Annotated in this window: 5 protein-coding genes; 4 read left to right on the top strand and 1 reads right to left on the bottom strand. The window is 40.6% G+C overall.

The window, feature by feature from the left end; genetic code table 11:
• Positions 1-300: 300 nt before the first annotated feature.
• Positions 301-2,046, top strand: coding sequence for an ABC transporter ATP-binding protein (locus ADH51_RS02270; RefSeq protein ID WP_038676472.1), 1,746 nt, complete (start codon positions 301-303; stop codon positions 2,044-2,046).
• Positions 2,036-3,904 (top strand): ABC transporter ATP-binding protein, encoded by a 1,869-nt coding sequence (locus tag ADH51_RS02265; RefSeq protein WP_048674147.1) that lies wholly within the window; start codon positions 2,036-2,038, stop codon positions 3,902-3,904. Before ADH51_RS02270 ends, ADH51_RS02265 begins: the two co-directional genes overlap by 11 nt.
• A gap of 93 nt (positions 3,905-3,997) precedes the next feature.
• On the opposite strand, the gene ADH51_RS02260 is transcribed toward ADH51_RS02265, so the two are convergent.
• Positions 3,998-5,521, bottom strand: coding sequence for an ATP-binding cassette domain-containing protein (locus ADH51_RS02260; protein WP_048674145.1), 1,524 nt, complete (start codon positions 5,519-5,521; stop codon positions 3,998-4,000).
• Between the two features lie 422 nt (positions 5,522-5,943).
• On the opposite strand from ADH51_RS02260, the gene ADH51_RS02255 reads away from it, so the two are divergent.
• Both ADH51_RS02255 and ADH51_RS02250 read left to right on the top strand, forming a co-directional pair.
• A complete protein-coding gene (locus ADH51_RS02255; RefSeq protein ID WP_048674143.1) occupies positions 5,944-7,032 on the top strand; it encodes a hypothetical protein in 1,089 nt (362 codons plus the stop codon).
• 527 nt (positions 7,033-7,559) lie between these two features.
• The coding region (locus tag ADH51_RS02250; RefSeq protein ID WP_048674141.1) for a Spy0128 family protein at positions 7,560-14,311 on the top strand (6,752 nt) is incomplete at its 3' end.

Below are 14,311 nucleotides of genomic sequence, written 5' to 3'. Positions count from 1 at the left end.
ACGCTCTGCACAGAGCAGGCGATATTTTTCGTCGTGGTAGGGCTCATCCTGAATCTATTTGCACTTGTTCGAATTGCTCACGATTCGACAGTTCGCTCTGCCCAATAACGATGCTTTCGCCGTGATGATATTCCTATAACTGCAGAAGCAGTTATAGGAAGCGGAGTTATCGAGACTTTGGCTCGATAACTAGTCATGGAACGACTGAGTCGGTCGCTGACGTCCGCCATCACTTAAGAAAGCATCAAAAAAGAAAAATATCAAAAGAAAAAAAGAAAAAGAATAAAAACGGAGGTAATTATGTTTCAAACCCTGATCGCCCAGATAAAGGAATACAAGAAACCCTCAATCCTAGCGTCTCTCTTCATGACGCTAGAAGTCATGTTTGAGATTTCCATTCCCTTTGTCATGGCCAATCTTTTGGACAAAGGTGTCCAGCAATCTAACATGTCTAACATTTGGCTCTATGGTGGCCTCATGTTGGTCTGTGCCTTCCTGTCGCTTTTCTGCGGTATGCAGTCGGCACGCTATGCGGCCTTTGCTTCTGCTGGATTTGCTAAGAATCTACGTCAGGCCATTTTCAAAAAGGTTCAAACCTTCTCTTTTGAAAATATCGATAAGTTCTCAGCTGGTGGTTTGGTAACACGTATGATGACTGATGTTACCAACGTGCAGAACTCTTACCAGATGATTATCCGCATCTGTGTACGTGCACCACTTAATCTGATTTTTGCCATTGCAGCAAGTTTCCTTATCAATGGTGAAATGGCTTGGATTTTCGTTGGTGTAACCCTCTTCCTTGGTCTGGTTTTGGCCATTATTACCAAGATTGTATACCCTCTCTTTACTCAAGTGTTTGAGGCTTATGACAACCTTAACAATAGTATCAAGGAAAATATCACCAACATGCGTGTGGTTAAATCCTATGTTAAAGAGCAGGAAGAGACGGATAAATTCAAGAAGGCTTCACGTCGTATTTACAAGATGTTCATGCGTGCTATTCGTGTGGTTGTCATGTCTAACCCAGCCATGATGTTGTCTATGTACGCATCCTTCCTCATGATTTCTTGGTTTGGTGCTCATCTTATCGTTGTCGGCAAGCTATCTACAGGTGAATTGACTTCCATGTTCAGTTACACCATGACCATCCTCATCTCACTCATGATGTTCATGATGATCTTTGTCATGTTGTCTATCTCTATGGCCTCTGTAGAGCGTATCAATGAAGTGCTTAATACTGAATCTACTATTGTTTCACCTGAAAATGGCTTGACAGAAGTCACAGATGGTTCTATCAGCTTTGATCATGTGGATTTCTCATACACTGATGAAAATGGTGACAAGACCCATGTCCTCAAAGATATTTCGCTTGAGATTAAGTCTGGTGAGGTTATCGGTATCCTTGGTGGAACAGGTTCTGGGAAATCAAGCTTGGTTCAGCTTATTCCTCGTCTTTATGATGTGGAAGCCGGTCAGGTTAGGGTTGCTGGCCGCGATGTTAAGGACTATGATTTGGATAGCTTGCGTAAGCAAGTTGCCATGGTGCTTCAAACCAACGTTCTTTTCTCAGGAACCATTAAGGAAAATATGCGTTGGGGGAATAAACAGGCGACAGATGAAGAAATCATTGAAGCTTGTAAGATTGCCCAAGCCGATGAATTTATTCAAGAGTTTAAAGATGGCTATGACACCAAGATTGAACGTGGTGGAGCCAATGTCTCAGGGGGACAACGTCAACGTCTCTGTATCGCACGTGCCCTCCTCATGAATCCAAAAATCTTGATTCTGGATGATTCAACGTCAGCGGTTGATACTAAGACAGATAGTTTGATTCGTCAAGGTTTGGCATCAAGTCTTAAGGACACCACTAAGATTATCATTGGTCAACGTATTTCATCCATCCAAGATGCAGACCGCATCGTTGTTATGGATGATGGCCGTATCGATGCTATTGGTACCCACGATGAATTGGTGGCTAACAATGCCATTTATCGTGACGTCTACAAGATGCAAACACAAGGGAAAGGAGTAGCAGATGCAGAATAAGAAAAAAGCTAATTGGGGCTCTCTAGCACGTCTTCTACGCTTTTTGTGGCAAGACTACAAACTTTCGCTTTCTATCGCCTTTGTCCTTATTGTGGTTGCTTCCTTGGCAACGGTCAATTTGACGGCTTCTATTCAGTCCTTGGTTGACGTTTATGTTCACCCCATGCTCAAATCTGGTAGCCATGACTTTGGTCCGCTTTTACATTTCTTGACTTCAGTGGCTGTCTTCTGTCTTATCGGTGTGATTGCCAACTATGTGTCATCACTCCTCATGGCGACGATTTCGCAAGATTCTCTACGTTCCCTTCGTAATCAGCTCTTTGCTCGTATGCAAAAGCTTCCTGTTCGCTACTTTGACACTCACCAACACGGTGACATCATGTCTATCTACACCAACGACATCGATGCTCTCCGTCAGGCTGTTGAGCAATCCATTCCACAGTTGCTACAAACGGCTATTACCCTTATCGGGGTAACAGTGACAATGCTTACGGTTAGTCCTCTCCTCTTTATCGTGGTCCTAGTCATGGTAGGTATCATGTTTATGGTCATCAAAAATGTATCAGCCAAATCAGGCCGTTACTTCGGTGAACAACAAAAGAATTTGGGGATTGAGAATGGTTTCATCGAGGAAATGATGTCAGGTCAAAAAGTGGTCAAGGCCTTTGTTCACGAAGAAGAAAGCATGGCTGATTTTGACAAGATTAACGAGCAACTCTTTGAATCTTCTTACTTGGCCAACCGCTATGCCAATGTTCTCATGCCAATTCTTGGGAACTTAGGAAATGTTTCCTTTGTTTTGACCGCCTTGGTTGGTGGACTCTTTGCCCTTAATGGTGTCGGTGGTTTGACTATCGGTGGTCTCATGGCCTTCCTACAATTGAACCGTTCCTTCAACGGACCTATTACTCAGGTCTCTCAACAACTGAACTTTGTTCTTATGGCACTTGCTGGTGCTGACCGTATCTTTGACCTCTTGGATGAGCCAGAAGAAGTAGACCAAGGTAAGGTCACTTTGGTCAACTACGAATTGGTAGATGGTCAGATGGTTGTGACAGACAAGAAAACCAATCTTTGGGCTTGGAAACACCCACGTCCAAATGGCGACTACGAATTGGTCGAGTTGGTCGGAAATGTGGTCTTCCAAGACGTTGATTTCTCTTACGATGGTAAGAAACAAATCCTTCATGACGTTAATCTCTATGCAGACAAGGGGCAAAAGGTAGCCTTTGTGGGTGCGACAGGTGCTGGTAAGACGACGATTACCAACTTGATTAACCGTTTCTACGATATCCAATCTGGTGTGATTACTTATGATGGTATTGATGTCAAGCTGATTGAGAAAGATTCTCTTCGTCGCTCACTTGGTATCGTGCTTCAAGATACCCATCTCTTCACGGGAACTATCGCTGATAATATTGCCTATGGTCGTGCCGATGCGACACGTGAGGAAATTCTTGAAGCTGCCCGTATTGCTAACGTGGATTCCTTTGTACAACACTTGGATAATGGGTATGACACTGTTCTTACAGATGACGGCGCAGGCTTGTCCAATGGGCAACGTCAGCTTATCGCCATTGCGCGTGCTGCCCTTGCCAATGCACCGGTTCTTATCCTTGACGAGGCGACATCCTCTATTGACTCTCGTACCGAAAAAATGGTGCAAGAGGGGATGGACCGACTTATGGAAGGACGTACGGTTTTCGTTATTGCCCACCGTCTTTCAACCATTGTCAACTCTGACGTTATCATGGTTATGGACCACGGACGAATCATTGAACGTGGTGACCACGACAGCCTTATGGAACAAGGTGGTACTTACTACCGACTTTATACCGGTGGTCTGGAAATTGATTAAGACTAAAAAACTCAGGTTTTGCCTGAGTTTTTTTGCATCTGAAGAAAAGGTTTCTTTTGAGACTTTTCTTGTAAAAACGATAGATTTGATATCCTAAATCTCAACTTCTTCTAAACCTTGTGAGTCTAGACGATAGATCTTTTGGCAGACTTGTTTGAGGTAGTTGACATCATGCGATACTGTCAGAATTGCCCCTGAATAGTTCTCGAAGAGCTGTCGGACTTGGGGTTGAGAGGTGGGGGAAAAATTTCTGGTTGGTTCATCTAAGATAAGGAGCTGAGGGCTTTCTAAGACCAGGTGCAGTAGGAGAAGTTTTCCTTTCTGTCCTCCAGATAAATCAGAGATTGCATGGTTCATTTCATCATGACTAAAGTTGAGGTTAGCGAGATGGGAGCTTATAACCTCTCGTTCAGACTTGTCGCCAGTCTTACTCAAAAACGCTATTAGAGACAAATCCAGTGGCAAGATAGTGTCATAATGTTGGGGCATGTAGCCAATGGTCAGGTCTGTCTTTTGGCTAAGTTTTTGGTAGAGATAGTGTAAGAGAGTGGATTTCCCACAGCCGTTATCTCCAACAATACCAATTTTTTCTTGCCCTTTCAAAGAAAGTTTGAGATGGTCAATGGTCAGGTGAGGAGCAATGTTTATCTGCTTTTCATCCAGATTTAAGAGATATTTTCCCTGAGGTAGAGGGTCGATATGAGAGAAGAAAAGTTCAATGCTGTCTTCTTTATCAGGCATCTGTGTCATATCTTGGGCAAGGCGGTCGAAGCGTTTTTCTTGTGAGAGGACTGCCTTCATCTTTTTAGCAAGCAATCGTCCTTGCGTGCTGTCATGCGTATTACGTAGGGTAGTTTGGACATTTTGTTTGATACGATGATGCTTGGCCATGGCTTTGTCATAGGCTTTTTTCTCGGTTTTGGCTTGCTGCATCTGTTGTTGGAAGGTATCAGTGCGTTTTTGGCTATAGTTATCATAGTCGAGGTGCTCCACACTGGTCCTCGCCTGTCGACGACGTTTAAGGAGTTCCAGATGGATAATGGTATCAGCTGTCTGACTTAGTAGGTCCTCGTCATGTGAGATGTAGACGATTGTTTTATCAGAGTGCTTGATAAAGTTTTTTAACCAAGTCATAGTAGTCAAGTCCATATCGTTTGAAGGCTCATCAAGAAAAATGACGTCGTGGGGACGAGATAATTCTCGGATGAGTTGAATTTTGAGTTTCTCACCACCTGATAGAGTGGAGATAAGCTGACTACTGGCAAAACGCTCACTATCAAAACGAAGTTCATCAGCCAGACGATAGAGGATGGCATAGTCAAGGTCATAAGTGTCCGCAAAGAAGTAGTCGTTAAGAGTTAGAGATTGCAAGCTATCCGAAATCTGTTGGGGAATATAGACCTGTGGGCTATCTGTTTTGTTAATAGTTCCCTCGAAAAAAAGATGGTCAAAATGTGCTTTTGGATTGACCAGAAGGGCAAGGAGACTAGATTTTCCATTGCCTTCCTCTCCAATGATGGCGACTTTTTCGCCTAGAGCTATCGTTAGATTTAGATCATGAACGAGTTCACGCAAATCCTTGGTATGTGTTATGGTTAGGTGTTGAATCTGTATCATAGGACTTCCTAGGTCTGAGTGCTTGTAGATATTGTTTCATGAAAAATATGGACAATATCAAAGGTCAAAAAACAGTCCTACCTTATAAGATAGAACTGTCATGAATCTAGCTAAAAAGCTCTCTAGGAGATAGTGATGGTGTGGACGCAAAAAAGCGCGGATACCATCAACAAGTTTTCTACAGAAAAAGAGCGCAAAAAAGACATGAAAACAATCTATCAAATAAAGCAGGTTTATTGTGAATAGATTTAGTTGTTCATGTCTCCATTTACCTCCGAATGTTACTTGTCTCGATTGTACGCTGTCTAACGGATTTTGTCAAATGAAAATCAAAAATCAAGCCCTCTTAGACCGCCGATGCACCTTATCAATAGTCCCCACCTATGCTATACTAGAAGTAATACTGAAAAATGGAGATTATTATGGAAAATAAGTTTGTAAAGAAACCAACCCCTAAGGGGGATAAGACAACAAAAATTGTTTTTATAGGTCTCTTAGTGGCATTGCTTTTTGTAATCGCAGGAACGGCTATCTTTTTTGCTGTGAGTGGTAGCAGTAAGGCTACCAAGGGCTCAGCCTCATCTAGCAAGTCAAGTACAACTGTCTATTCTGGCAGTAATGCAGAAGATCCCTTATTTAAAATCACCCTGACAACCTTCGGGGATAATAAGGAATTTCTACTCGTGACACCAAATCCTGGTCATGATAGAAACATGTTTAACATTGTGGGGGTAGCTGGTCAATACCTAGTCACTCAAGAGTACAAGGGTGATGTATCTGGTAAGAAAAATGCCAAGGGTGAAACTCTTTATAAATATGACTACTTTAATATCTATGTGTATGACACGGAAAAACCAAATCAGAAACCTAAACAAATTGACCTTTTGAAATTGGCTAAAAAAGCTGGGGATGAAGATTATTTAAATCAGGCAGGTCTAAGGCTTTTCATGCTTAATGACCAAGCCTACTTACAAATGCCTTTTGGTGCATCGTCAGCTGATTTTGCTTCTAATAAAAAATACCTCAATCTCAAAACTCAAAAAATCGAGGAGATGAATATCTCAGCTAACTCGAATACTTTGGACTCGGAATTGGAGTACGCTAATGTTGATATGCGTAAGACTTTAGAGCCTTTTGGTCTTGAGATGTGGCCAGGTGCAACTAATGGTAAGGATTTTGATAATCCGTCTGGAACGCCAATTGCTAGTCTACCTGCTCTTTATTACATTTCTGAAAAAGACAGGAGCCTCAATATGGATAGTACCAATTTTGCCAAAGAGCAAAAGGAAGCCTATGAAGCTGTTAAGACCAAACATGCTAGAATCTATACCCTTCCAAGTAAAATCAATAACGAAACCTGGTTCAATACCTTGCTCCATTGGATGGCACCTGAAGGGCAGGATGCCTACGAGTTACCGGTTAGGGCTTTTAGACCGACTCAGGAAGAAGGTAAAGTCAAGTCCTATCAAGAATTACAGTCTTGGAATGACAACCATATCAGAAAAAAATAGAGGAAGTTACCTCTGAAACTAATAAGATGATTAACTCAAGTTTATGATGCTTGGGTTTTTTATTTTTTTGAAAATGTAGTAGGTGACTATGGTCGTGAAAGGCAATTATTAAATTGTATATCAATGGTTTATCGAGGGTGTTACAGAATCGGATGGTTTGTAATAAGAAGGCAAAAATTAGAATAAAAGTAAGAAAATCAGCCAATAAAATGAGTTAAATCCTCTCATAAGTCTAACATCTTCCGTGAAAAACATGAGAAAGTTAGGAATGAAAAGAAAATAAAATAGAAATTTGAAAACGGTATAAAGCAAATAAAATCAAGGGTTTTACACTTGTAAAGGAAAAAAACAAACAAAAGTTGTTGGCTGAATTGTCAGACAACTTGATTTTTTTTAAAAAAGTTGACTTAATCACTTGACCATAAATTGTCAGAATGTTAGAATGTAATAGAATCATGAGTTCAAGTATAGGATTCTTGTATACTCGTGACCTATAACTAACTATTTCATACAGAGGGAGACTTGAAATGAAAGACATTTTTAACAGACGCCAACGATTTTCATTGCGTAAATATTCGTTTGGTGTCGCTTCAGTCTTGCTAGGAACGGCACTCTTTGCTGCTCATACTGCACAGGCTGATGAAGTCATAGCACCCGATGCTTCTTCATCAAACCCTGGTTCATCAGTTGAGGGCGAAAGTTCGTCAGACCTGGTTGAGACGTCTACAGCATCAACAGCTCAAGCAGATCCTACTGCAGCTGTATCTTCTACTGATGCAACTGCGTCAACATTTAACTTGACGCCAGAAGCATCAGCAACAGATAAGGCTGCCGCAGAGACAACTGACAAACAAGCTACAGAAACTGCAAAACCTGAAGCAGCAAAACCAGCTTCAGAGGCTGCAAAACCAACTGAGAAAGCTACTTCAGAAGCAGCTAAGCCAACAACAGCAGCATCAACAGCTGCAGCCAGCAACAACGTTGAAACAACAGCTTCAGCGACAGCAGCTTCAAACGCTTCAACTACAGCAGCTAATCGTTCTGCAGCAACAGCAGCTCCAGTAGCTGAAGAAACTGCAGCAGCCGAAACTGCGGCAGAAGTTACAAGCGCTCAACCAAATGTTGCTACACGTGCTAACGTAGCAAGCGCTGGTGTAGACCGTGCTTCAGTTGCAAGAGCAAATGAGGAACGTACAAATGCTGGTGCTATGGTAGCAAGCCGCCGTCGTAACCGTCGTGCCGCTACAGACCACAATAACGAGCCGGTTGCTGTAGCAACTTTCCTAAAAGACGGTGAAGTTGCTACACCTGATATGACGGATCCAAATGGTGCAAGTGTTCGTTCGCAAACTGTACCATCAGGCTATTCTGCTAAAGAAGGCGATGTATACACTTATAGTATTGTAGACCTTACTCGTTTCAATGAACGTTACAATACAAACTACTATGTACGTGCTTACAAGAGGTTTGATGCTTCAACAGATACGACTGTTGAATTGATGGATAAAAACACTGGCAATGTAGTAGAAACAAGAACGATTACAGCTTCTAGTGGTATTCAAAAATTCACGACTACCAAGTCTGCATCTAGGGGAGAATTAACTTTCCAAGTTGATTACGATCCAGGTACAGGAGCTGGCCCTGGTAAAACTGACCAACCATTCATTCAGTTTGGTTATGAAGTTGGAGCAAGTATTCAAGCTTTAGTTGCACCAGGACACCAACTTACACCTGACGAACAAAAATTATACGATGCTGTTTATGCTGCTCGTACATCAACAGATATTATCAACGTTGTAGAACCAGCTTATAACGGTCGTACGATTACGGATACTAATGCCAAGATTCCAGTATCAGTTAATAAAACAACTTACTATAAAGTAGTTGATAAAAACAACCCAACATTTAATGCGAATAAAACTGATGTAACTGTTCAAGATTATAAAGCAAATGGTAATGAAGTAGACTTAGCTTCATACACTCTTAAAGCTATGGAAGGTCAAAACTTCACAGCATCTGGAGAGCGCCAATTTGATGGATACAAACTTTATCAAGCAGCTGATGCAAATGATCAATCAGGTTATGTAAGCCGTCCTTACACTGTTGGTACGAAATTCATGGATGCTGAGCGTGCAGGAATTAAACGTATTAAAGAAATTGTAGGTGAAGATGGAACTGTAGTTGTTCGCGTTTACTTACTAGATCCGAAACAACAAAACAAACGTTCTGATGGTACATTGAGCACTGATGGCTACATGTTGCTAGCAGAAACGAAACCAATTAAACCAGGTGATTACAACAAACAAGAATTAGCTGTTAAGAAATCACCTCTTAATACAATTGCTTTCACTGATAGTAAAGGTGTAACCTATGCAAATGGTAAGGAAGTTCCCTTTGACTTCCAAAAAGCTGCTGGATACACACCGTATAAGACTGTCTTTGTTCCATTCTTGGGAGATAATATTGGACACCTTTCTCCAAACGAACAATTGATTCGTGGGGTAAATGGTATTGGTACCAACGTTGACTTGCTCAACTCATTGACACCATATAAACAACCAATCTACTACTATGTTAAACAAGAACCTGTAACAGTAACTCCAGAAGTTGAAAAACAACTTGAAGGACGTGTACTTGTTGATGGTGAATTTAGCTTCAAGATTGAAAAAGATCAAGAAAATAAATCACTACCAGGATATGAAGAAACTGTCACTAACAAAAACGGCAAAGCAACATTTAGCAAATTAACCTTTAATAAAGTTGGTACATACACTTACACAATCACTGAGGTTAAAGGATCAGATACAAACGTCGATTACGATGGCATGACAGTTAAGATGACTGTTACTGTAACTGAAAACTCTAAAGGTGATTTGCAAGCTTCAGTTAAATACAGTGGTACTGGTGGATTTGCCTCAAGCGCAGATGATAAAGTCTTCAACAACTACGTTGTAGCTCCAGTTAAAACTAAGTTTGACTTTAGCAAGGCTCTCGCAGGTCGTGAGTTGAAAGCCGGTGAATTCAGCTTCGTATTGAAAGATTCAACTGGTAAAGTTCTTCAAACTAAGACAAATACTAAAGAAGGTGTTGTAGCCTTTGATGATTTGACCTTTGACAATACTCAAGTTGGTACTCACAAGTACACTGTAGAAGAAGTTATTCCAGAAAATAAAGAAGCTGGTATGACTTACGATACAATGAAAGCTGAAGTAACAATCACTGTTACTAAGGAAGGTCACGTTCTTAAAGCAACAAACACTCTTCCAGCAGATACAGAGTTCAACAATACATTCACTCCTGCTGCAACACAAGCTCAATTCAAGTTTACTAAGAAACTTGAAGGTAAAGAGCTCACTAAGGATGCCTTCACATTTGAATTGCTTGAAAATGGTAAAGTAATCCAAACTAAGAAGAATGCGGCTGACGGAACAATCCAATTCGACGCTATTTCTTACGATAAAGAAGGTTCTCACACTTACACAGTACGTGAAGTAGCTGGAACAGATACAAACATCGATTACGATGATATGAATGCAGTAGTAACTGTTAACGTTACTAAAGATGCTGCATCTGGTATCTTGACTGCTAATGTTACAATGCCAGAAGATACAGAGTTCAACAACTTTGCAGTAGCTCCAGTTAAGACTCGTTTCGACTTCAGCAAAGCTCTTGCGGGTCGTGAGTTGAAAGCTGGTGAATTCAGCTTCGTATTGAAAGATTCAACTGGTAAAGTTCTTCAAACTAAGACAAATACTAAAGAAGGTGTTGTAGCCTTTGACGATTTGACTTTTGACAATACACAAGTTGGCACTCACAAGTACACTGTAGAAGAAGTTCAAGGTTCTGAAGCAGGAATGCAATATGATACGATGAAAGCTGAAGTAACAATTACTGTTACTAAAGAAGGTCACGTACTTAAAGCAACAAATACTCTTCCTGCAGATACAGAGTTCAACAATACCTTCACATCAGCTCCTACTCAAGCTCAATTCAAGTTCACTAAACGTCTTGAAGGTAAAGTACTTGAAGCAGATGCCTTCACATTCGAATTGCTTGAAAATGGCAATGTAATCCAAACTAAGAAAAATGCTGCAGATGGTTCAATCACATTTGATGCGATTGAATACAGCGCTGAAGGTGAACACACTTACACTGTGCGTGAAAAAGCTGGTAACGATACAAATATCGATTACGATACTATGAACGCAGTAGTGAAAGTTAAAGTTACTAAAGATGCCGCTACAGGTCTCTTGAGTACTGCTGTTACAATGCCTGAAGACACTGAGTTCAACAACTATGTAGTTGCTCCAGTTGTAACTAAGTTCGACTTTACTAAGAAATTGGCAGGTCGTGAACTTAAAGCAGGTGAATTCAGCTTCGTATTGAAAGATTCTACAGGTGCAGTAGTTGAAACAGTTAAAAATGATGCTGCTGGTAATGTTTCATTCTCTAACTTGTCATTCGACAACACTAAAGTAGGTACTCATACTTATACAGTAGAAGAAGTTATCCCAGCCAACAAAGAGTTTGGTATGACTTACGATAAGATGAAAGCTACTGTTACAGTTGAAGTTGCTAAGAACGGTCACACATTGACTACTGTTACAAACGTTACATCAACTGGTGGTGTAGACGCTAACGGTAATGCAACTGACGGTACTGCAGATAAAGAATTCAACAACAAAGTCACTCCTCCAGAAACTCCTGAATTCCAACCAGAAAAATTTGTCGTTTCTAAAGAGAAATATGACATTACTGGTGACAAGTTGATGGATGACGACGATGATGTACCTGGTAACGAGTACACAGCAACAAATGAGAATCCATATGTTGATGGTGTTAAAAACAACGAACCAGAAAACTTGAATACTAAGACTGTTGAACGCGGTTCTAAATTGGTATACCAAGTATGGCTTGATACTACTAAATTCACAGAAGCTAACAACATCCAATACGTTGGTGTATCTGATACATACGATGCAGAAAAATTGAACGTTAACGCTGCTGACATCAAAGCATACGATTCAGTAACTGGTGTAGACGTGACTGCTAAATTCGACATCAAAGTTGAAAATGGCACAATCACTGCAACTTCTAAAGATGAATTTATCAAAGATAAAGTAAACAATCCTGTTATCGATACTACTAAATTCGCATTTGGACGTTACTATAAATTTGATATCCCAGCAACTGTTAAAGAATCTGTTAAAGCTGGTGCTGATATTGAAAATACAGCCAACCAAACAGTTCACGTTTACAACCCAGTAAGCAAGACAGTTGAAAAACCTGAAAAACCAACCCAAAAACGTGTTAACAGCGTTCCAGTTCCAGTGGAAATGAACTTCACTAAACGTTTGGAAGGTCGTGAACTTCAAGCTAACGAATTCGAATTCGTATTGAAGAAAGACGGCGTTGAAGTTGAACGCGTGAAGAACGACGCTGCTGGTAAGATTGTCTTCAAGACTCTTAAATTTGGTCGCGATGATCTTGGTAAGACTTACAACTACACAGTAGAAGAAACTCCTGGTACAGATACAACTGTCAAATACGACACAATGGTTGCCACTGTTAAAGTTGTTGTTTCACACGACGGTACAGCTAAAGCAATCGTTGCCAACGTAACAGATGCTGCTGATAAAGAATTCAACAACCGTGTAACACCTCCAGAAGAACCTAAGTTCCAACCAGAGAAATACGTTGTTTCTAAAGCGAAATTCGATATCACTGGTACTAAACTCGTTGATGATGATTCTGAATTGACAGATAAATATGGTGAAACAAACAACAATCCATATGTTGATAATACAGACAACAACGAAGCTGAAAACTTGAATACCAAGACAGTTGAACGTGGATCTAAACTTTACTACCAAGTATGGCTGGATACAACTAAATTTGATGTAGCTAACAAAGACAACATCCAAACAGTAGGAATCACAGATAACTACGACAAGGATAAATTGACTGTTAATGCTTCAGACATCAAGGTTTATGATTCAGTAACTGGTGCAGATGTTACTAACAAGTTCGATATCACTGATAACAACGGTGTTCTTACAGCTAACCTTAAAGCTGGCTTTACTAAGTCACTTGGCGACGCTGAAAATACACAAATCATTGATACAACTAAGTTTGAATTTGGACGCTACTATAAATTTGATATTCCAGCAACAGTGAAAGACGATGTTGTAGCTGGTGCAGATATCGAAAACAAAGCAGCTCAAGTTGTTAACTACTACAACCCAGTAAGCAAGACAGTTGAAAAACCAAACAAACCAACTGAAAAACGTGTCAACAGTGTTCCAATCTCAGTAGAATTCAACTTCACTAAGAAATTGGAAGGTCGTGACCTTAAAGCTGGCGAATTCACATTCGAGTTGAAAGATAGCGACAATGTTGTGATTGCAACTGCAACCAACGATGCAGCTGGTAAGATTAAATTCTCTCCAGTAGAGTACACAAATAAAGCTGGTAAAACTGTTACAGCCCTTAAATACAAGAAGGGTCAAGAAGGTACTTACAAGTACACTGTAACAGAGGTTAAGGGTACAGATGCAACTGTCGATTACGATACAATGGCTGCTGTTGTAACTGTTACTGTTTCTCATGACGGTACAGCCAAAGCCTTGATCACAAATGTGACAGAACCTGCGGATAAAGAATTTAACAACACAGTTCGCCCTCCAGAAGAACCTAAGTTCCAACCAGAGAAATATGTTGTCTCTGAAGAGAAATTCGATATCACTGGTGATAAGCTCGTTGATGACGATAAAGAGTTGGCAGACAAGTACGCAGATACAAATGCGAACCCATACGCTGACGATGCCTCAAACAACGAAGCTCAAAACTTGAATACTAAGACTGTTAACCGTGGCGACAAGTTGGTTTACCAAGTATGGCTTGATACAACTAAATTCGACGCAGCTAACAAGGACAATATCCAATCAGTAGGAATCTCAGATGACTACGATGAAGCTAAATTGGAACTTGATGCTACTAAGATTAAAGCTTACGATTCAGTAACAGGTGATGATGTTACAGCTAAATTCGATATCACTGTGAACAACGGTGTGATTACTGCAACACTTAAAGATGGCTTCACTAAGTCACTTGGCGATGCAGAAAACACTCAAGTTATCGACACAACTAAATTCGCCTTCGGTCGTTACTACAAGTTCGACATCCCAACAACAGTTAAAGCTGATGTTCCTGGTGGTGCAGATATCGAAAATACTGCGGCTCAAGTAGTAAACTACTACAACCCAACAACTAAGAAAGT

Origin of the sequence: Streptococcus sp. 449_SSPC (genome assembly GCF_001073005.1) — a bacterium.
Taxonomy (GTDB): domain Bacteria; phylum Bacillota; class Bacilli; order Lactobacillales; family Streptococcaceae; genus Streptococcus; species Streptococcus salivarius_F.
Note: the sequence above shows the minus strand (reverse complement) of the source record. Positions and strands in the feature narration are given on the sequence as shown.